Origin of the sequence: Deinococcus malanensis (assembly GCF_014647655.1) — a bacterium.
In the GTDB taxonomy this organism is placed as follows: Bacteria; Deinococcota; Deinococci; order Deinococcales; family Deinococcaceae; genus Deinococcus; species Deinococcus malanensis.
On the sequence record NZ_BMPP01000017.1, the window covers coordinates 46,221 to 66,937 of the forward strand.

Annotated in this window: 19 protein-coding genes; 8 read left to right on the plus strand and 11 right to left on the minus strand. The window is 65.3% G+C overall.

Annotation, left to right across the window (positions count from 1 at the left end; all coding sequences use genetic code 11):
• Positions 1-42 precede the first annotated feature (42 nt).
• The 3 genes from IEY49_RS17040 to minD form a co-directional block, all read right to left on the minus strand.
• Complete coding sequence (locus IEY49_RS17040; RefSeq protein ID WP_189010941.1) at positions 43-1,110, minus strand: FtsW/RodA/SpoVE family cell cycle protein; 1,068 nt, start codon at positions 1,108-1,110, stop codon at positions 43-45.
• Between the two features lie 66 nt (positions 1,111-1,176).
• Positions 1,177-1,425 (minus strand): cell division topological specificity factor MinE, encoded by a 249-nt coding sequence (gene minE, locus IEY49_RS17045; protein WP_189010943.1) that lies wholly within the window; start codon positions 1,423-1,425, stop codon positions 1,177-1,179.
• 1 nt (position 1,426) lies between these two features.
• Positions 1,427-2,227 carry a septum site-determining protein MinD gene (gene minD, locus IEY49_RS17050; RefSeq protein WP_189010945.1) on the minus strand — a complete coding sequence of 267 codons (801 nt, stop codon included), beginning with the start codon at positions 2,225-2,227 and terminating at the stop codon, positions 1,427-1,429.
• A gap of 740 nt (positions 2,228-2,967) precedes the next feature.
• On the opposite strand from minD, the gene rimO reads away from it, so the two are divergent.
• Entirely contained in the window at positions 2,968-4,467 is a 1,500-nt protein-coding gene (gene rimO, locus IEY49_RS17055; protein WP_189010947.1) for a 30S ribosomal protein S12 methylthiotransferase RimO, read from the plus strand.
• A gap of 56 nt (positions 4,468-4,523) precedes the next feature.
• On the opposite strand, the gene IEY49_RS17060 is transcribed toward rimO, so the two are convergent.
• Positions 4,524-5,969, minus strand: a complete 1,446-nt coding sequence (locus IEY49_RS17060) for a nitronate monooxygenase (RefSeq protein WP_189010949.1) — start codon at positions 5,967-5,969, stop codon at positions 4,524-4,526.
• Between the two features lie 181 nt (positions 5,970-6,150).
• Here IEY49_RS17060 and IEY49_RS17065 point away from each other — a divergent pair, with 181 nt between their 5' ends.
• The 5 genes from IEY49_RS17065 (at position 6,151) to IEY49_RS17085 (ending at position 11,792) form a co-directional block, all read left to right on the plus strand.
• The gene (locus IEY49_RS17065) at positions 6,151-7,296 is read left to right on the plus strand and encodes a prepilin peptidase (protein ID WP_189010951.1); all 1,146 of its coding nucleotides are present in this window, start codon (positions 6,151-6,153) and stop codon (positions 7,294-7,296) included.
• Between the two features lie 113 nt (positions 7,297-7,409).
• Positions 7,410-8,543 (plus strand): aspartyl protease family protein, encoded by a 1,134-nt coding sequence (locus IEY49_RS17070; protein ID WP_189010953.1) that lies wholly within the window; start codon positions 7,410-7,412, stop codon positions 8,541-8,543.
• Between the two features lie 274 nt (positions 8,544-8,817).
• A complete protein-coding gene (locus tag IEY49_RS17075; protein ID WP_189010955.1) occupies positions 8,818-10,281 on the plus strand; it encodes an aldehyde dehydrogenase family protein in 1,464 nt (487 codons plus the stop codon).
• Positions 10,271-10,876 carry a molybdenum cofactor guanylyltransferase gene (mobA, locus tag IEY49_RS17080; RefSeq protein ID WP_229780883.1) on the plus strand — a complete coding sequence of 202 codons (606 nt, stop codon included), beginning with the start codon at positions 10,271-10,273 and terminating at the stop codon, positions 10,874-10,876. Before IEY49_RS17075 ends, mobA begins: the two co-directional genes overlap by 11 nt.
• A gap of 520 nt (positions 10,877-11,396) precedes the next feature.
• Positions 11,397-11,792 (plus strand): OsmC family protein, encoded by a 396-nt coding sequence (locus IEY49_RS17085; protein ID WP_189010959.1) that lies wholly within the window; start codon positions 11,397-11,399, stop codon positions 11,790-11,792.
• 59 nt (positions 11,793-11,851) lie between these two features.
• On the opposite strand, the gene IEY49_RS17090 is transcribed toward IEY49_RS17085, so the two are convergent.
• The 4 genes from IEY49_RS17090 to IEY49_RS17105 form a co-directional block, all read right to left on the minus strand.
• Entirely contained in the window at positions 11,852-12,241 is a 390-nt protein-coding gene (locus tag IEY49_RS17090; RefSeq protein WP_189010961.1) for a DUF1622 domain-containing protein, read from the minus strand.
• Positions 12,242-12,254: 13 nt separating this feature from the next.
• Entirely contained in the window at positions 12,255-12,746 is a 492-nt protein-coding gene (locus IEY49_RS17095) for a DUF4385 domain-containing protein (RefSeq protein WP_189010963.1), read from the minus strand.
• Between the two features lie 84 nt (positions 12,747-12,830).
• A complete protein-coding gene (locus tag IEY49_RS17100) occupies positions 12,831-13,442 on the minus strand; it encodes a Dps family protein (protein WP_189010965.1) in 612 nt (203 codons plus the stop codon).
• A gap of 73 nt (positions 13,443-13,515) precedes the next feature.
• Positions 13,516-14,415 (minus strand): MBL fold metallo-hydrolase, encoded by a 900-nt coding sequence (locus IEY49_RS17105; protein ID WP_189010967.1) that lies wholly within the window; start codon positions 14,413-14,415, stop codon positions 13,516-13,518.
• Between the two features lie 32 nt (positions 14,416-14,447).
• On the opposite strand from IEY49_RS17105, the gene IEY49_RS17110 reads away from it, so the two are divergent.
• A complete protein-coding gene (locus IEY49_RS17110; RefSeq protein WP_189010969.1) occupies positions 14,448-15,671 on the plus strand; it encodes an MFS transporter in 1,224 nt (407 codons plus the stop codon).
• Position 15,672: 1 nt separating this feature from the next.
• Here the strand turns inward: IEY49_RS17110 and IEY49_RS17115 are convergent, their stop codons facing one another.
• The 3 genes from IEY49_RS17115 to IEY49_RS17125 all read right to left on the minus strand — a co-directional run bounded on the left by IEY49_RS17115 (position 15,673) and on the right by IEY49_RS17125 (position 18,872).
• Entirely contained in the window at positions 15,673-17,004 is a 1,332-nt protein-coding gene (locus IEY49_RS17115; RefSeq protein WP_189010971.1) for a S41 family peptidase, read from the minus strand.
• Between the two features lie 209 nt (positions 17,005-17,213).
• Entirely contained in the window at positions 17,214-18,299 is a 1,086-nt protein-coding gene (locus IEY49_RS17120) for a M20/M25/M40 family metallo-hydrolase (RefSeq protein WP_189010973.1), read from the minus strand.
• 144 nt (positions 18,300-18,443) lie between these two features.
• Positions 18,444-18,872 (minus strand): hypothetical protein, encoded by a 429-nt coding sequence (locus tag IEY49_RS17125; RefSeq protein ID WP_189010975.1) that lies wholly within the window; start codon positions 18,870-18,872, stop codon positions 18,444-18,446.
• A 99-nt stretch (positions 18,873-18,971) separates the two neighbouring features.
• On the opposite strand from IEY49_RS17125, the gene IEY49_RS17130 reads away from it, so the two are divergent.
• Positions 18,972-20,483, plus strand: coding sequence for a CbiX/SirB N-terminal domain-containing protein (locus IEY49_RS17130; protein WP_268239085.1), 1,512 nt, complete (start codon positions 18,972-18,974; stop codon positions 20,481-20,483).
• Positions 20,484-20,717 lie beyond the last annotated feature (234 nt).

Below are 20,717 nucleotides of genomic sequence, written 5' to 3' on the forward strand. Positions count from 1 at the left end.
AGCGTACGGCGCCCTGGCAAGTCCCGCCTGACCGTTTGTGCTCTAGATCGTTCCGTCGTAACGGTCGCGGTAGACCACGTACGCCAGCCCCAGGGTGGCGAGGGTGCTGACCAGACTGCTCAGGCCGTAGCTGATCAGCGGCAGCGTGATGCCGGTCAGGGGCAGCAGCGACAGCGCCGCGCCGATATTCTCCAGTACCTGAAACCCAATCTGCCCCAGTACTCCGGCAAAAAGGATCTGATCCTGCAGGCGGGGCGACTCGGCGGCCATACCGGCGAGACCCCAGAACAGAAAGCCGTATAGCACCAGCACGGCCAGCGCGCCCACCAGCCCCTGTTCCTCCGCCCAGGTGCTGAAGGCGAAATCGGTGTGAGCCTCCGGCAGGAAACCGTTGTGCGACTGCGAGCCCTGCTTGTACCCCTTGCCCTGCACCCCGCCGGACCCGATGGCAATGGTGCTCTGGATCACCTGATACCCGGCTCCTCTGGGGTCCTCATAGGGGTTCAGGAAGATGGTCAGGCGTTTTTGCTGGTAGGGCTCCAGCCGTGGATACAGCAGGGTCGGGACGGCGGCACCGACCAGCAGCAGAGCCACCAGGGCATGCCACCACGGAATGCGCGCGGCGAGCAGCATCACGCCAAACATGACGCTCAGGACCATGGCCCCGCCGAAGTCCTGTAACACCACCACGGCCAGCGCCGGCAGGAAAATCACCAGGGCCTTGACGTAGGTCATGACCCCGCGGTAGCCGCCGCGCAGCACCACCGGCAGCATCAGGATCATGGCGAACTTCAGGATTTCCAGCGGCTGGAACTGCAGGGGCCCCAGCATGATCCAGTTGCGCTGCCCGTTGACCTCCTTGCCGATGACAAAGGTGCTGAGCTGCAGCAGCAGGGCCAGGAGAAAGAACCACGGCGCGGCCTTGTACATGCGGTCACGCCCAGCCCACCACAGGGCCGCCACTGGCACCACTGCCAGCAGCACACCCACCATCTGCTTGGTAAAAATGCCGCTGGACGCGCGGGGCGACAACGCCGCCGTGCTGACCGTCATCAGGCCCACCACCAGCAATGCCGCCACCACCACCGGGAAACGCAGGTCGTACTTCAAAAGAGCTCACCGCACAAAGACATCACCCCCACAGCCTAAAAGCTGCCGGGGTGAAACGCGTGAAGGTCAGGACTTGCGCGCGGGCGGGGTGTCGTCGATGGGAATGTTGGCCATCAGCACGACCATGTCCCCGCGCTGCTCGATCTCCACACTGCTGTTGCCGGTGGGGAAGTACCGCTTGACGACTTCCAGCAGGTCGTTGCGCAGGGCGTCCACCTTCCCGGGCGGAATCTGGGCCCGGTCGTAGGCCAGCACCAGTTCCAGGCGGTCTTTCAGGGTCTCCTTGGTGCGCCCGCGCTTCATCCAGGAAAACATCTCAGGCACCCCCGAACAGACGGCGCAGGGCCGAGAGGAACCCGCCTTCTTCCTCGAATTTCGGGTACGGGACGTCCTCGCCCTTCAGGCGCCGCGCGGTGGCCATAAAGGCCTCGCCGGCCTTGGTCTTGCCCAGCACCGCCGGCTCACCGACGTTGGTGCTCACGATGATGCCCTCGTCCTCCGGAACGATCCCGATGGGCTTGACGCCCAGAATGTCCAGGATGTCGCCTTCGCTGAGCATGTTGCCGCTGGCGACCATCTTGGGACGCAGGCGGTTGATGACCAGCCGGATCTCACTGACCTGCTGCGCCTCAAGCAGACCAATGATGCGGTCCGCGTCACGCACGCTGGACACCTCGGGGTTCACGACCACCAGGGCGCCCTCAGCAGGCGCAGCTGCCGTCTTGAAGCCCGACTCGATCCCGGCCGGCGAATCGATCAGGATGCGGTCAAAGCCCTCGTCCTCGATCAGGCCGCGGATCACACCTTTGAAGACCTCCGGGTCCAGGGCGTCCTTGTCGCGGGTCTGCGAGGCGGGCAGCAGGAACAGGTTCTCTACACGCTTGTCGCGGATCAGCGCCTGGTTCATGCGGCACTTGCCTTCCAGCACGTCGATCAGATCGAACACCACGCGGGATTCCAGGCCCATGACCACATCGAGGTTACGCAGACCGACGTCCACGTCAATAACCGCGACCTTTTCCCCGAGTTTGGCGAGCGCGGCGCCAATGTTCGCTGTGGTGGTGGTTTTTCCCACGCCACCCTTGCCCGAAGTGACGACGATGACCTTGGCATCCATGTAGGGGGCAGTGTAGCGCGCGGGAGTGAGGGGCGGTGGGCGGGATTCTGTTCTTTGATGAGGGTGGGGTTCTGCCTTGTTTGCTCCGATTGCCCCACCCCCCAGCCCCCTACCCCGGAGGGGCAGGGGGAGCTTACGTTGCACTTGGCAAGAGATTTGACTGGCGCGATATGGCTGCTGGTCCAGTCAACATGTCTGGCCTGGACGCCATCATCCCTGCCCGTTGGAAGAGCCCGGGCGCTGCGCGCACGACGGCTTCCATGGCTGGTCCTGAATCCGGGCAAGGCAGGAAATGAAGAGCAAAAGCTTTTCCTTCTTTTTCAGTAGAATCCTGCCGTATTCACCAAGATATCCAGCCCGTTTACTGTCATGGCAACCCGGGCCGTCGTGCGCGCAGCGCGCGGGTCATTAAGTGATCCCAGAGCATGGCGTCGAAGCAGGAACGGTTGACGAAACGAGCATCCCTGCTACTTATCCTCCCTCCTTGCCCAGTGCCAACGAAAGCTCCCCCTGCCCCTCCGGGGTAGGGGGCTGGGGGGCGGGGCAACCGGAGCAAATAAGAAAGACAAACAAGAAATCCCCATCCCCCAGCCTCCCCCAAAACGAAACCTCTCCCCTACCTTTCCCCCACCCCGCCCCTGTAGACTGCCTGGCTGTGAGCCTCGCGCCCCCGCACAAGCGGGCGCGGCGCGTGAGCAACGCTGGAACGGCCCTGCTGCAGGGGGGCCAGGGGAGCAAGGATGACGGAAATGATGGAACGGCCGGCCGGCACCGGCACGGCAGACGTAAAGAAGGTGGGATTTATCAGCCTGGGCTGCCCGAAGGCGCTGGTCGACAGCGAGCGGATTCTGACCCAGCTGCGCTTTGAAGGTTATGAGGTGGCCCCCAGCTACGAGGACGCCCACGCGGTCATCGTGAACACCTGCGGCTTTATCACCCCGGCGGTGGAGGAGTCGCTGACGGCCATCGGGGAGGCGCTGGACGCGACCGGCAAGGTGATCGTGACCGGCTGCCTGGGCGAGCGCCCCGAGAAGATCCTGGAGCGTCACCCCAAGGTGGCGGCCATCACCGGTTCTGAGGCGGTGGACGACGTGATGATGCACGTCCGCGAGCTGCTGCCCATCGAGACCGACGCGTTTACGGGCCTGCTGCCAGTCGCGGCGCCCGGGATGCGCGCCGATGCAGAGCAGCCGGAAACCACCTCACGACATGGCGATGTGCTGGCCCCCAGCGTCAAGCTGACGCCGCGCCACTACGCCTACGTGAAGATCGCCGAAGGCTGCAACCACACCTGCGCCTTCTGCATCATTCCCAAGCTGCGTGGCCGGCAGGTCTCGCGTGACGCTGGCTCGGTGCTGTACGAGTCTTTCCGCCTGATTGCGGGCGGCACCAAGGAACTGATGATCATTTCGCAGGACACCAGTGCCTACGGGGTGGACATCCGTTACCGCGAGTCCGAGTTTCAGGGCGAGCAGGTCCGCGCCCACCTGACCGATCTGGCCGTCAAGCTCGGCGAGATGGGAGCCTGGGTGCGCATGCACTACGTCTATCCGTACCCACATGTAGAGAAACTGGTGGAACTGATGGGTCAGGGCAAGATTCTGCCCTACCTGGATGTGCCGTTGCAGCACGCCTCGCCGCGCATCCTGAAGCTGATGCGCCGCCCTGGCGCAGGCAGGCAGCTCGACACCATCCGGCGCTGGCGCGAGCTGTGCCCGGAACTGGTGATCCGCTCGACCTTCATTGTGGGCTTCCCCGGCGAGACGGAAGAAGAGTTCCAGGAACTGCTGACCTTTCTGGAAGAGGCCCGGCTGGACCGCGTGGGTGCCTTTGCCTACTCCGACGTCGACGAGGCAGACGCCCGCGCCCTGCCGGGTCACGTACCCGAAGAGGTCAAACAGGGGCGTCTCTCACGCTTCATGGAGGTCGCCCAGCGCATCAGCACCGAGAAGCTGGCCGAGAAGGTCGGGCGCGTGATGGACGTGATCATCGACGAGTTCAACGATGACGAGGACGACCAGCCCGGCACCCGTCTGATCGGCCGGACCAAGGGCGACGCGCCGGGCATCGACGGTCAGGTCTACCTGTACGCCGGCGACTTCGCCGGGCAGATCAAGATCGGCGATATTGTCCGCGCCCGCATCGAGGACAGCGACGAGTACGACCTGTTCGGTGAGGTTGTCGAAAAGCCCGAGTGGAGACCCAACGTGCCACAGCTCGGCCACTTCGGTAAGCACTGAGCAGTAACAGCAGGCGGGCGAGGCCATCACAGCCTCGCCCGCCTGCTGTTACTGCTTTACTCGCCCAGCAGGTACTGCACCACGTCCTGCGCGGTGTAGCCACGCTTCCAGGTGGACAGCTTGACCACGTCGTCCCCGCTGGTGATCAGCGGCTGCTCGATCTGACCGTTCTTCTGGATCTGGGGGTAACCGGCGTCGGCCATCAAGGCGTTGCACAGGCACTTGCGGCCCACGGTATCTTCAATCTTGCCGCCCTTGCGGACGTAGTCGGTTTCGGGCTCGGCGGCGCAGCGCAGGGCCGTCTTCCCTTCACCGGTCCAGTAGAACTCGCGCAGGTAGCCGATGTCGCAGATGCGCATGCGCTCGGCGTACAGCTCGGGCTCAGACAGGGTGTTGTCGAGCTGTACGACCTTGAACGGAAACCCGGTGGGCGAGGCCAGAGGATCGGTAAACACGCTGGCCTGCCCCTCGCGGATTGCATCCAGGGTGCGGGCCTTGGTGTCGTCGCGCATGCCGCTCTCTGCGCAGTAGGCAAACAGGGTGCCCACCTGAATCCCGGTCGCACCTTCAGCCAGGGCCGTCTGCAACGCTTCGGGACTGCCCGAGCCTCCAGCCAGCCAGAACGGCAGGCCGATCTTGCGCATCTCACTGAGGTCTGCCACGTCACGCTCGGTGTAGATGGGCTGTCCGCTCTCGTCGTAGGCCACCTGACCACGCGGCGGAGCGTTGTGACCGCCGGCGGTGGGCCCCTCGATCACGAAACCCTGGATGCTGCCGGTGGACTTGCGGGTCAACACGCCGGCCAGCACGTGCGAGGAAATGATCGGGTAGAAGTTGGGGCGCCGCAGTGGCACGCCGCCGAATCCGTAGTCGGCCGGGTCCAGCGTCAGCGGCGCGGTTGGCGGGCCGTCCCCTTTGACGTCCACGCGGAAGGTGTAGGGCTGGCCCTGGCTGAAGGCGTCGAGCGCACCGGGCACCTCACGCGGAATGCCGGCGCCCATGATCACGGTGTCCACCCCAGCCAGCATGGCGCCGTACATGGCAGGCATGGTATGGAGCTGCAGCTTGGTCAGCAGGTTCAGGCCCACCGGGTGGTCATGGCCTTCACGGGCCAGCCAGACTTCGACGAAGGCACCCAGGATGGCCAGCCCCCAGGCGGGGTCCTGACGGGTCAGGGTAGGCAGGGGCACGCGTTTGTAGGCCTGGCCCGGGGCGCGGCCGCCTTCCAGGAAATAGTCCTGAATGGCCTTCTGGGCGCGCTCCTGATCCGGGAAGTGAGCCAGGGCCCTGCGGGTGTGCCCTTCGGGGTCACCGTCCTGCAATCGGCGCACGATCAGGTTGTCGATGCCGGTGCCGGACACCACGCCCAGTTGCCCGATACTGGACACCGCCTTGGCCAGCCGCCAGTCGGAAATGGCGACGCCCATGCCGCCCTGGATGATGCGCGGCAGCGGGGTGGTGACGGGAATCGGATCGTGGTGTGTGGTGGTGGATATGGTCATGGAAAGGTCCTGTGTGAAGCGTGGCCGGTGGCCAGAGCAGAAAAGAGGAAGGGCCAGAATGGGTTCCCAGTCTCCCGCATGTCGGCTTCACAACGTCCGAATCTGAACGCAGTGCAAAGCCCGGCGTGCATCGGGCCTGGCCGCCAGAGTGCAGTGACACGCCCCGACATACACTCCCTGGGTGATTCCTGACGTGCTGCTTGTGGTGATGGCTGGCGTGCTTGGCCTGCTGGTGGGCTCATTTTCCAATGTTCTGATCTGGCGGCTGCCACGCGGAGAGAACATCGCCTTTCCGCCGAGTCACTGCCCGCACTGTGATCACCGCCTAGCACCGCGCGATCTGGTGCCGGTGTTCTCATGGGTGGGGCTACGCGGGAAATGCCGCTACTGCCGCGCCCCGATCAAGAGCCGCTACCCGCTGGTGGAGTTGCTGACCGGCGCCGGCTATGTCCTGATCGCGCTGCTGTTTCCGCCGCTGGCTTTCGGCTGGGGCACGCTGGGGCTCATGGTGCTGTTCACGCTGCTACTGGTCAGCAGCGCCATCGACCTCGATACCTACACCATCCCAGACGAGTTGACCCTGCCCGGGGTGGTGCTGGGGCTGCTGTTCGCGCTGGGCAACGCGCCGGATTCGGGCCTGCCGACTTTCGCGCAGGCGGTTCAGGGCGCGCTGCTGGGTGCGGGGCTGCTGGTGACCATCAACAACCTGGGAGCCTGGGTGCTGCGGCGCTTCCGTGAGCGGCGTTTCCCGGAATTCCCGCTGGGCTACCAGCAGATCAGCCTGGGCCTGCTGGCCGGTGCGTGGCTGGGACCCTGGTGGGGCGCGGGCGTGGGTTTGGCGTCTGCAGCGGTCAATCTGCTGGCCCGCCGAGTGGTGCGTATTCCAGAACTGCTGACGCTGGGCGGCCTGCTGGTCAGCGTCATGCTGGGCAGCGCCGGTATGGGTCCCGGCATGATCCTGATGGTTCAGGGCGCGCTGGCGGCAGCGGGCGCAGTCAGTCTGGTGTGCGGGGTCTACTGGTGGATTCACTGGCGCCGGCACCGCGAAGACGACACCTCTGCCAACGACGAGAACGTGGATGCCAGCGCCATGGGCTTCGGGGACGTGAAGCTGGCCGCCGTAATCGGTGCCTTCCTGGGCTGGGAACGGCTGCTGGTGGCCCTGGTGGTGGCGGTGTTTGCCGGCGCCATTCTGGGCGTCGTTCAGATGGCCATGAAGCGCGAAAACCGCGTGAAATTCGGGCCGTATCTGGCCCTGGGCGCGCTCGTGGCGCTGATATGGGGCGACGAGATCATCCGCAGTTACCGCACGATGCTCGGGTTTTAGGACGTGTGGCCGGAGCACGACCTGCGCGACACCTCACACTGGGCCGCATCAATGCAGGGGCCTTACCAGCAACTTTGCCCTGAAGCCGTGCCGCATCTCTCTATGCTGAAGCCATGGTCACCATGGAACTCCCTCTTCATGTCGTTCATGGCCGGCCGTTCATTGAGCTGCAGTATCGCTACGGTGCACATGGGCCCTTGTCGGCCTGGACCTGGCTGGACACTGGAGGTGGCTCCGTCATCTTCGGCAATCAGCTGGCACGGGCCCTGCATCTCGAACCAACGGGCGAACCCTTTGCTGAAGAAGGCGCACGGTACACACCCGTTCGCGCTCCCACTCTCGTTGCGAACGACATAGAACTCCCGCTCAGTGACGCTCCGGCCATAGTGGTCGACCGGCCCTGCGTTGGCCCAGCCGCGCTCCAGGCACCGGCGTTCCTGCCCGCCCGATTCTTCCGTCAATTCACCGTGACCTTCGATTACCCAGGACGTCGCCTGCGTCTGGAGGCTCCCGAAGGCATGCCTGATGCGGCTGGAGGTATCGGGGCGGCCATTTATCCGTCCACCGCTTTCGTGCGGGTCGAACTCGAGATTATGGGCGAGCGCCTGGGCTTTCTGCTCGACACCGGCGCGTCGTACAGCATGATCTCTGAAGCCGTGTGGCAGCGTTGGCATGCAGCCCATTCCCACTGGCCCACCACCCGTGGGGCTTATGGATATGCCCAGATGACAGGCAGTGCCGACGAGGGTGAACTGGGCATGATTCGTGTGCCGGAGGCAACCCTGGGTGATATCCGGTTAAGCAACCCGGGGTTTGTCACTCGGCCCGAAGGTGTGTTTGAACGGTACATGTCCTCGATGATGACGGCACCGATCGTCGGAGCACTTGCGGGAAACGTGCTGCGGCACCTGTGCCTGACTATTGACTATCAGCGGCAACGTCTGCATGTTCGACCGGAGCAGACGGACTGCGGGCAGGACTTGAAGGCGCTTGGCCTGTGCCTGCACACTCAGGGCCCGCAGTGTTTCGTAACCGCAGTCAGCAAGGCTGCGCACACCACCACTCGAACACAGGTTCAACCTGGAGATGAGGTTGTTGCAGTCGGTGGATACCGTCTTGATGGAACGGATCTGACGTCCGCGGTCGAAGCTCTTTGCGGTGTCCCCGGTGAGCTTCTTGAGGTCCAGGTTCGGCGAAACGCCACGGCGTCGAATCTCCAGCTTCCCGTCGTTGCCTTGCTTGGATAGGTAAACACAACGGAGCGTAAAGGCTGGCCGGCACATCCCAGGCCACAGAGCAGGCACGACCAGAGTGGGCTGTTCCAGTGCCACCTGGGGCGTTGGAAGTAGGTACGAATACAGGGTCAACCATGGCATGGGAGGAAAGCACTCAGTCTCCACGCGCCCACCAATTCATCCCGGAGACCTCAGATCAGGCACGGAACCTGCGATCGCTGCACCTCGGCTGACTTAGACTGGGTTCAATTTCCTTTTCGCCACTCCAGGCCCAGCGAGGTTGTCCATGACTGCCGATTCAAGCCCGCCCCTCTTCCCTACCTCAGCTGATCTACAGGCTCTGCTCGACACGCAGCGGGCCTGGCGCTGGCGCGCGGCCCAGACCACCGCTTCCCAGCGGCGGATCATCCTGCGCCGGCTGCACGACGCAGTGCGCGCCCACCGTGAAGCACTGGCCGGGGCGCTGGCTCTGGATCTGGGCAAAAGCCGCGCCGAGTCCGAGATCGCCGAGATTCATCCCATCCTGGAAGAGTTGCGGCACGCCATTGGGAACCTGCCACGCTGGATGGCCACCCGGCGGGTTCCTACGCCGCTGATGCTGGTCGGCTCGCACAGCGAGATCCAATTGCAGGCCCGTGGGGTTACGCTGATTCTGAGCCCCTGGAACTACCCGGTGAACCTGGCTCTGGCCCCGCTGGTGGCCAGTCTGGCGGCTGGAAACACCGTGGTGCTCAAGCCCAGCGAGAAAGCCCCCCACGTCGCCTGCGCACTGAAAATGCTGCTGGAAAGCGTGTTCGAGCCCAAGCTGGTCGCCGTGGTAGAAGGTGATGCCCAGGTTGCCCGCACGCTGACCTCCATGCCATTCGACCACATCTTCTTTACCGGCAGCACTGCCGTGGGCCGGCAGGTCATGACGGCCGCCGCACAGAACCTGACCGGCGTTACGCTGGAACTGGGCGGCAAAAGCCCGGCCCTGCTGCACTCCAGCGCGCACCTGACCCACAGCGCCGAGCGGCTGGCCTGGGGCAAGTTCCTGAATGCCGGGCAGACCTGTGTGGCCCCGGACTACGCCCTGGTGCCGCGCGCCCTGCAGGAGGAACTGGTTGCAGAAATCGGGCGAGTCATTACGCGCCGCTTTGGCGACGCGGCCCGGCTGCGCTTCGGCACAGACTATGGCCGCATCGTGGACGCCGGCAGCGTCGGGCGACTGGAGCAGCTGACCCGGCAGAGTGTGGCGCAGGGTGCGCAGGTGGCAGTGGGTGGAGACTTCGATGCGGCTGCGCGTTTCATCTCGCCCACCATCGTCACGAACGTGAAGCCCGGCATGCCCCTGATGCAGGAAGAGCTGTTTGGACCGGTGCTGCCGGTGCTGGCCTACGACTCGCTGGACGAGGCCCTCGATCTGATCCGGCGGCTGGACCCCCCGCTGGCGCTGTACCTGTTTGCCGAGGACCAGGCGGTCATCGAGCGGGTGCAGCGTGAGACCACCAGCGGCGGCATGGTAGTGAACGGTACGATCATTCACCTGACCAATCCGTACCTGCCGTTCGGTGGGGTGGGGACCAGTGGGCAGGGGGCGTACCACGGCGAGCACGGCTTCCGCACCTTCAGCCACCAGCGTGCCGTCCTGACCGAGACCCCCCGCAGTGGCGTGCGCTTCATGTACCCGCCCTATGGCCGTCCCCTGCCCCGGCTGGCGGCCTGGGCGCTACGCAAACTGGAGCGGCAGTCAGGCTCGCGTGGAGGCTAGGGGCACCCTGCCTGATGGCAGTTGGGATTTCACAGGCGCCATCACGGCCGGGGGGCGCTCCAGCCGGTTCGGATCGGACAAGGCCCTAGCATTGCTGGACGGCAGCCCCCTGTTGCAGCATGTGGCGGCCTCCCTGGAGCCCTGTCCGCAGCGACTGCTGGTAGCCCCGCCTGGACGCTACACCCTGGATGGCTGGGCTCCGGTAGCGGATACCCGTCCCGGAGAAGGGCCGCTGGCCGGGCTGGAGGCTGCGCTCCGTGCCGCGCCCGACGGCTGGGTGGCTTTTACGGGCGTAGACCTGCCGGGCCTGACACGTGCCTACTGGACCACGCTGGCTCAGGCGCGTCTCCCCGGAGCCCTGAGTGTGCAGGCGCTGGACGCCACGGGGCGGCCCCAGCCGCTGGGCGCGCTGTATCACACGTCCCTGTTGCCACGCGTCCGTGCCCTGCTGGACAGCGGCGAGCGGCGGTTGCGCCTGGCCGCTCCGGAGGACGCGACAGTGATGGTGGCGGGAGTGGATCCGGCGGCGCTGCGCAATGTGAATACGCCGACCGACCTGGATGCACTGACCCATATCTTGAATCCAGGGCAATAAAAAAGCCGCCTCTTGGGCGGTGATGAAAAAAAGATAGCGTCTTATGCGCTATGCGTCAAGAGGATGCGTCTGGTTCTGGGGACCGGCCAGGGGTGTGCATAGGCACGCTGAACCAATTTTCGTGAGGCCTGATGATTTCTCCAGCCCAGGCTACGGTCGGAGTGCCTGCGTCGTCGGTAGATTTCCGTGAGCGCACTCTTGCATGGCGCCTTTAAAGGACAACTGATATGCAGCCAGAAAAGGGTGACATGCCCGGCTCCCGGACTGCGCCTGAACGTGGCGGACGATTACAGTGAGGACAGATCAAGGATTACCCAGGCGGCAACTGGAGGCGCAGAGCAGGTTGATGCAAGCGCAGCCACCATGGCGACTGTACGCTTCTCCAACTCATCGGACGGCAGAGCGCCCGGGTGCTCTCTCGGCCCTGAGAACTGGGAGGCCACCCCACCGCCTCCCAGGCAGGCATGATGGAGCCAGTGGCCCCGGTCTCTTCCAGGCGCGGTGGTCCAGGAGGACAACCATGCAGATCGAGGTGCAAGTCAGACAGATCAGTCCCGCCACAGCACAGGCCACTGCCCGCACGCATCAGGTCATGATCGACCGCCCACTGGACAAAGGTGGAGAAGACCGCGGCATGATGGGCGGCGAACAGCTGCTGGTCTCGCTGGGCGGCTGCTTTATGAGCAACCTGCTGGCGGCCATCCGGGCACGTGAGGCCGGGATCACGGACGTGCAGCTGAGTGTCACCGGCACACTGGAGACGGCGCCGGGCCGCTTCAGCGCCATTGATGTGGCGGTCAGTGCCCAGACGCAGGACCACGCGCTTCTGCAAAAACTTGTGGAAATATCGGACCGGGCCTGTATCGTGTCCAATACCCTGCGCCCGGCCGTCACCCTGAATTTTCGCGTGATCTGACATCGAATACCGCTGTCATTGACGGGGGAGGCGCGCACCCAGCGTCCGCGCGTCTCCCCTCACGAACGTGAATCGTTCAGGTCTCCAGGAGCCGCAGCTGTCTCGTTCCCATGCCGGCGGTCATGGTTCTCGATCTCCTGTTGCAGGAAGTAGTTGAGCAGGGTCCGGAGCGCCGCGATGGCAGCCAGCTTGCCGATCTCCTCCCAGGTTGGCGCTATCGCCGTGCGCAGAATATCGGCCGCCAGCGTGAACTCCAGCGCCACGGCCAGCCAGCGTGCCAGGTGCAGACGCGCGATTTCCCTGGTCCGGTCCGGCGCTTCCACGCGACCGAGGAACACCGCCAGCGTCCGCCACAGGGCTTCCAGACCGGCGATGGCGACGATCAGGGCCGCCGCCGCTTCCAGCCCCAGGGCCACATACGCCGCGAAGATCTTGAACAGTTCTTCCATGCCGGGCCTCCGCTCAGCCGTACCGGGCCTTGTGCTCGCGTTTCAGGGCAGCGTAGGTTTCGTTGGCCTCAGCCTGCTCCCACTTCTGTTTGAAGATGCGGGCCGACTCGGCCTTGACCGGGTCCTCCGGGCTGCGCGGCAGCTCTGCTCGGCCGTGGGCTCCCGATTGGCCTTTTTTATCTGCCGGCACCGGGCCGTCGTATTTTTTACCCCCTTTGTGGTTGGCATAGCGCCGCGACCGGGTAAACCCCATCTGCAGGAACTTGCGGGCCATGTCGGCGCCCACAAAGTCTCCGGCTTCCAGGTAGGCCTCGAACATGGCATAGAGTTTCTCGCTGCTCTCACGTGCCAGATCCGGCGTGGCAAAGCGCCAGTGCGGCAAAAGCTCATTCTTGTAGGGCTGCACCAGCAATACGCCCTGCTCGCCGATCCCGACGCGGTACAGCTGCGGCTGGGCGCGCAGGTCCAGTTCGGCATAGTTCAGCGAGTACTCGAATTTGGGCACCTGCTCTCCCCTTTCGGTATGACGCAGGTCACCAGACCTCTGGGGCCCGGTGACCTGACACGCTGCCTGGGACCTGTGCGGAACTCAGTCCAGGCGGTCGTCGTCCATCAGAGCCTGCAGCATCCAGCGGATCTTGTCGATCACCAGAGCGTAGCCGTTGTACAGGTCGGCTGTGGCCGGGTCGTTGGCCTCGTCCACGGTCTGGCTGTCGTCGCGAAAGCTCTTGCCGACCCGGCTGAGGTCCTGGACCAGATCCGCCACCTGGGTGCGGGCGTCACGGACGGTCTCGGTGGGTACCTGCACCACGCTGAAGCGCGCCAGGTCCGCCGGGGCGGCAATGGGGCTTCCGCCCAGGGCCACCAGACGCTCGGCCTGCTCGTCGATGGCGGGGAAGATCTCGGCGATAAACTCGTCATAGGCCGGGTGCAGGTCGCGGAAAAAGCGGCCACGAATATCCCAGTGGTACTTCTTGAATTTCAGGTACAGGCTGATAGTGGTGGCCAGGTTGCGCTGCAGCGTCTCGGCTACAGTGGCGAATTCCTCTTCACTGAGGTAAAGGTGGTCCACCAGAGCGTTGTTGACGGTGCGCAGGTGTGCGGCGTCGGCCTTGGCCTCGCCCTGGGCCTTGACACCCCTGGCTCCGCCGCGAGCGGTGGTTTTGGCGGCCGTCTTGGTAGAAGCACTCTTTTTGGTCATGCGGTCACGCTACGCCCGGGCACACGGAAGGTGCCATGGGCCTTTCTTTACAGTTAGGCTCACCTCGCGGTCGTCATGAGTAGATGCGGAAGACCAGCCGGTGATGCTCGGCGGCGCAGTGCACCTGCTTCTGAGCCTGCAACTCGGTGAGATGCGCGCTGACCACCGCGCGGTTAAGCACCACCGCAGCGGGGCTACCGGTGTGCACTCCCAGCCGCACCGAGACCCGGGCAAGCAGGTCGTCCACACTGCCCGCCTGCTCCTGAACCGTCGCCAGCACGGCTGCGGTGGTCCGTTCATAGGCGGCCAGGTTGGCGCCCACCAGTCCCGGCAGGTCCACGGAGGGGTGACCGTGACCCGGCAGCACCACGCCCACACCCCCCAGTTCCACCAGGCTGGCGGCACTGACCTTCTGTGCCGCCGAATCCACGCAGAAGGTCAGCGGGTGCTTCTCCAGCGCTTCGGGGCCGAACAGGGCGTCGGCAACATAAATCATGTCTCCCAGCTGCACGGCATACATATCTGTCGCGTGCCCGGGCACTGGAATAAGGTCCAGGTCCACCCCTCCCAGTCTCTGCTGCCCCGGCGGGATGAGCTGCGCCGGACTGGCGGGGGCGAGCAGGAATTTGGTCCGCAGCTCCGGCGGAGGACTGGCCCCGAACAGGCTCAGCGGTTCCAGAAACGGATGGTTGATCACGGCCGCCTCGATGGGGGGCGCAAAAACTGCCAGTTCCGGGAACTTTTTGAGGATGAAGGCATTGCCACCGTGATGGTCGGCGTGGCTGTGCGTGTTCAGAATGGCGCTGGGGCCCAGGCCGGCCGCTTCCACCGCCCGCAGCAGCTTGCGTGCATGCGAGTCGTCCAGGCCGGTGTCGATCAGGAGGGCCCTCCCCTTACCGTTTTCTACCACCACGCTGTTCACGGCGCCCGGCAGATACCAGACGCCGGAGCCAAGTGGCACCAGAGCAGACATGTCCTCAGGGTAACGGGTGTAGGCTCGGGCGCGTGACTGTTGCCCCGCCCGCCAAGCCCTTCAGACCGTCGGGTGCACAGCTTGGACTGATCGCCGCGAACTTTCTGATGTGGGGCGGGTTTTTCGCCGTGATTCCCCTGGTCACGGTGCATTTTGTCGAAGGTCTGGCCTGGACCGCGGCCAGCGTGGGGCTGATCCTGGGCCTGCGGCAGTTGACCCAGCAGGGCCTGACCGTATTTGGAGGCGCCTGGGCTGACCGGATAGGGCCCAAACCGCTGATTCTGGCGGGCTGTATCCTGCGCACCCTCGGGTTTGCGGGCATGGCCTACAGCGAGACCTTCGTCACCCTGCTGCTGGCCGCGCTGCTGGCCGGGGTGGGCGGTGGACTGTTCGACGCCCCGAAGAACGCGGCAATTACTGCGGTGACCCGTCCGGAGCACCGCACAAGGATGTACAGCCTGGCCAGCATGTCCGGAAACCTGGGGATGGTCAGCGGGCCGCTGCTGGGAGCGGCACTGCTGCCAGTAGGCTTCCGCACTGCGGGGCTTGTGGCGGCAAGTGCGTACCTTCTGGCCTTTGTGGTTCTGGGGCTGACGCTGCCACATGTGCGCCCGGAGAGCCCACGGGCTGGCGGCCTGGGCGGGCTGGCGACGGCGGCCCGTGACATCCGGTTCCGGCGCTTCACGCTGGTGCTGATCGGTTACTTTCTGCTGAGCACCCAGATCAATGTGGCGGTGACCCTCAAGGCCATTGCCCTGGCGGGCCCCAGCGCCACGGCCCCGCTGTACGGCCTGAGCGCCGGACTGTCGGTGGTGCTGCAATACCCGCTGCTGCGGCTGGTCGAGCGGCACGTGCCGACCCGGCCCGCCCTGGTCATGGCCGTGCTGATGGTCGCGACCGCGCTGGGCCTGATGGCCTTTGCGCAGACTTTCCCGGCGCTGCTGGCGTGCGTGGCGCTGTACAGCCTGGGCACCATGATCGTGTATCCCACTCAGCAGACCCTGACCGCACGGCTGGCCCCTCCTGAACTGCTGGGCAGCTACTTCGGTTTCTCGGCCATCAGCCTGGGGGTGGGCGGCGCGGTCGGCAGCCTGCTGGGCGGCGCGCTGGTCGACATTGGCGCGCGCGTGCAGTTCACCGCGCTGCCCTGGCTGACCCTGTTCACGCTGGGGCTGCTGACGGCCCTGGGCCTGAAATGGGCGCTGCGGGACGCTCCGGAAAGGAACGTCCCGCAGCCAGAAGCCTCAGCGCAGTAGCTTACCGCCCGCCGGGAACCGCAGGCACCGGCGTTGCACCGGCTGCAGCGCCCAGTGCCGGAGCGCGGCCCAGGGCGGTCACCGCTGCATTGAGCAGTTTGTCCACACCCTGGGTCAGCAGGCGGACTTCTGCTTCACCCTGCACGTGGGCCTCGTCCGGACGGACCAGCAGCGGATAGGGCGTGCCTTCGGGCTTGACGTAGTTGAGGATGGTCAGCTGAACGGCAGCCTCGCCTACCTCAAAGACACGGGTCGCGGTGTTGCCTACTCCGGCCGTTTCCTCGCCCAGCACCGGGCCTCGCTTGGCGTACTGCACCTCATAGGCGAAGAACTCACTGCACGAGGCGCTGCCGTCATCCACCAGGACAGCCACCGCACCGGTCCACAACTGCGGGTTACGCACGGCACCCACCACCCGGCCCGACTCGAAACGGGCGCCCTGGCGAACCTCCGTGCGGGTATTGCCGCGTGCACTGCGGGCCACCCGGGTCAGGCTCGGCACGAAGGCACTGACGGAGTTGTCGCATTCCACCAGACTGCCCCCGCCGTTTCCACGCAGGTCCACCACCATGCCCTGCGCGCCGGCGGCCTGCGCCTGAGCAACCAGATCATGCACGCGCTGCGCCACACCGCCGCCGGCCAGGAAGGTTGGAATCCGCAGCACGCCCACCTGGGCGCCGCCCACGGTCAGGTAGGACAGGCGCGGCAGGTCCCGGGTGCTGCTTTCGCGCGCGGTGATGCTCAGGGTCAGCGGCTGTCCCGCGCGCGTCAGACCCAGGGTGATGGTCTGGCCGCTGAGCCGGGCGGCACGCAGGGCGTCGTAGCGGTAAGGCTGACTGTTCAGGGTCTGCAGCACGTCCCCACGCTGGAGTCCGGCTTCTGCCGCCGCGCTCTCGGGCACCACTTCCAGTACCACCCGGTTCTGGCCATCAAGCGGCGCCAGTTTCACGCCAAACTGCCGGCGGTTGCCTCCGGTGGCGCTGGTCACAAATTCCTTGTAGTCGTCTGGCGTCTGAAAGAAACTGTGCTTGTCCGCCAGGGCAGTGAATTGTGCTTCCAGAACCGGGTAGGCCTTGCTGGCCGGGCAGGTGGCCATCACGGCGGCACAGACCGCGTTCAGCCGTGCCTGATACTCGTCGCGCAGAGCCACGCGGTCAACGGTCGACAGGCCACCGTACTCTTCGACCAGCAGGATGTTGGCCTGATCAAAGACCACCTGGGCAGGCGACACGGCCTGCGCCTGGGCAGCGGGAAGGACAAGAGACAACCCCAGCGCCGCACCCAGCAGGGAACGAAAAGGGGCCGGGTGGACGCAGCGATTGTTCAGGGTCATGAGTGTTCATATTCTGCCCGGTACAGATGGGAAATTGGTGGGTTCACATGGCCACCGGGATCACATTTGCACCGTCAGGGACGGAAGTTTCCAGCGACTGAGGTCTGACAGGAAGATGGCAGTGTTCTGAGGACTTGGTGCAGGGCCGCTGTAATGTCGGCGGGGTGGTAGAGCACTATGCACCGGACGCGCACAGCCTGCAGGTTCCTTCAGGCGGCGGGGGCGCGCTGGTACAGTTCCACCAGCCGCTGAAGCAGACGCAGACCCGATCCCAGACTGCTGGCCTGGACCCACTCGTCGTGGCGGTGGGCGTTGCCTCCGCGGTAGACGCCCAGGGCCAGCGCCGGAATCCCGTGCGGGGCCGCCGCGTTGGCATCGGTGCTGCTGGAGGTGGTGCGCACATCCACGCGCAGTTCGCGCGCGGCCTGCCGGGCCAGCGGCAGCAGCGGCTCACTGTGCAGGTCACCTCCCGGCCGGTCACCGACGCGTTCGACTCGCACCGTCACGCCCACCTCGCGCGCCGCCATATGCAGCGCCGCCACGGCCCGGCTGTCGAGGTCCGCGAGCAGTTCGGGGTCCAGCGAGCGCAGGTCCAGCAGCAGCTCTGCACTCGCGGCAATGCTGTTCACGCTGGTGCCCCCTGACGCGACCCCCACATTCAGAGTGGTGCGCGGTGACAGGGGCAGCGGCAGGGCATACAGGGCAGCCACCGCGCGTCCCAGGGCATGCAGGGTGCTGGGGGCCTGGTCACCCCAGGAATGTCCCCCTGGACCCAGAAAGGAAGCCCGGTAACGCCGCACCGCCACGCCGCGCGTGACGGCCACGCCCAGGTAGCCATCAACTGCCACGAAGGCCCCCAGTTCATTCCTGTGCTGGGCCAGAAGATGCTTGGCCCCACGCAGGTCACCCAGGCCCTCCTCGGCTACGTTGGCCGCGACCCACAGGGGCCGGCGCAGGGTATGGGCCATGCCGCGGAAGTCCCGCAGGAACGCTGTGATGACGGCCAGGCTGGCGCTGTTGTCTCCTACTCCTGGCCCGACCAGGCGTCCTGCTTCCTCACGGACACGCACGTCGGTCCCGGCATCAAAGACGGTATCCAGGTGGGCCGCCAGCAGCAAGGCAGGCTGATCATGGATGGCCGGGGTGGAAATGCGCGTCAGCACGTTGCCCACCTCGTCCCGAGTGGTCCGGTAGCCCAGCTCTTCCCACAGGCTGGCCACCAGCTCGGCACGCTGGGCCTCCTGAAAAGTCGGAGCGGGCGTCTGCGCGATACGCACCAGATAGGAAAGCGGCATTAGAGCGGATTCTAGCCTTCAGCGGAGCAGCACGAGAAACCCGGCCGCAGCGGGCCGGGGAATACAGAAAGTCTGATAAAGATCGGGCTCAGAGCTTATGGCACTCCACAGCGGCCTGTCCGGCCGCAACACCTGCTTCTTCGCTCAGCGCCGCAGCATCCTGCTTCCGATAGCAGCTGCCAGCCCGACCAGACCAGCTTTCACCATCGGGTTACCCAGTGCGCCGCCCGACGAGAATGCCTCTTCCAGGGGGCTGCGGCCGTTCTGCATGGGGGCCTGGGCCGTGCGGGTGTAGGCGTCAACCAGGTCGTTATCATCGTCGTAGCGCACGCTCTGAACAGGGTTGGAGGGGCTGCGCACAATCGCGTCGCCCATCTGCTGGCGCTGGTTCGGGTCCATGCCGCCCACGTACTCACGCAGAATCTGGTTGCGCTCGTCGGGGCTGGCATTCTGCATGTAGTCGTGAATGTAGGCCGCTGCTTCCTGCGGACTCACGCGGCCGTCACCGTTGGTGTCGCGGGGATCGTAGGCGTTGGCCATCTGCTGGTGTCGATCGTTCTGCTGGAAAAACATGTGGAACCTCCGAAGAAGGAGAGACGTGGGGAGCCGTCCGGCCCCCGGGAATGCAGCAAGGTTCACGTTACCCGCACTGCTCTCAGAGCGGAGTGAAAGGTGGCTTCACCGGCATTCATCTGGCCTGCCCGTCCGCTTGATCATTCCTTTCGCAAGCTCAGAAACACTCAGGCCTGCGCCCCGGCGATACAGTGCGCAGATATGCGTTCCCTGGTGTTGATCGGACATGGCTCCCACCTGAACGGCGAATCGGCCGGCGCGGTGTTCCGGTATGCCGAGCTGCTGCGTGAGCGGGGCCTGTACGACGAGGTCATTGAGGGCTACTGGAAGGAGGAACCGGCCCTGCGTCAGGTGCTGCGCACCACGGCCAGCACGGACGTCACGGTGATTCCCATGTTCATCTCCGAGGGCTACTTCACCGAGACCGTGATTCCGCGTGAGCTGGGGCTGGGTCATCAGGGCCCGGTGCCTCCTGAAGGTGTGGCCCGCGTGCTGGGCGGCCGGACGGTGCGCTACACGCTGCCATTCGGGGTGCATCCAGGAATGACCGACGTGATCCTGGCGCGTGCGCGCGAAGCCCTGCCGGACGCCAGCCCTGAGGACACCGCGCTGATCGTGCTGGGTCACGGCACCACCCGCAACGAGAACAGCCACAAGGTGATCTACAGCAACGCCGACCGCCTGCGCGAAAGCGGACTGTTTTCAGAGGTACACGCCCTGTTTCTGGACGAGGATCCCCGGGTGGGAACCTGGCCGGACCGGGTCAGGGCGCCGCGGGTGGTGGTGGTGCCGTTTTTCGCCTCTGAAGGCTGGCACACCCTGGAAACCATTCCCGAGGACATGGGTCTTCAGGGGGAAGTCACCAGGTTTCCGGACAATCCCCACGGCCCGCAGACGGTGTATTACGCCCGGCCGGTGGGCACACATCCGGCAGTGGCGGACGTGGTGCTGCACCTGGCGGAGGAAGCGCGCGGCGCGGCCGGTCGTGACGGTGATGTGGAACGCGCCCACGATTCAGCCTGGCAGGCGCTGATACATCTGGCCCGGCGCGGTGGGCGAATGGGTGAGGTGCTGATCACCCCCCACAGCGGTGTCTACGAACTGCGCCACGCCCTGGACGAGGGCATGGGAGGAGCTGAGTTGCACACAGTGGTGACGCCCGAGGGCCTCAGAGACGTCACCCGGCGTGACGCTGCCGGCAACCACCGTCCGGTCCACACCTACCGGACCCTGCCGCGTGGCTGGCGCGCCGTGCTGAGTGAGACGGAGCTGCGGCGTGGGGTGCACTTCCTGTATCCAGCAGTGGTCGAGGAAAGCTACGCCCACGGCTGCCACAGCCTGCGTCATACCCCCTGGGCCACGACTGCGCGGCGCCAGACCGGGATCTATACCCGGGTGCAGCGGGCCACGCAAGAGCAGGTCGAGCGGGTGGCCCGCACGGTATGTACCCCCTGCCTGCGCACCCGTCTGTGGGCCGGCGAAAAGCTGCCCCGGACGTTTCTGGAAGGAGTTCCTGGTGCTTTCCCCTGTGCGGAGGCCTGTACTTATTTTGTCGCGGAGGTACGCGAGACGCTGATCAGCAAGCGTCCTGCGGCCGGACAGGAGGGCTGAGCAGTATCCCACGAGCTGTCCACCTCGCCTGAACAGCGGCGGCCAACGCCCTTCATAAGCTGTTAAGGTGGAGTACGGCAGCTTGAGCCCGACTTTCGCTGCACGCCACCCAATCTTCCACCCGCGTCCTGTGAGACGCCCCGTTTCCCTTCACGGAAGCGGTAAGTCCGTCCGAGAGACGGCGATGGAGGCTCCATCATGCCCACCACAGCGACATTCGAGCGTCGCCCCGAT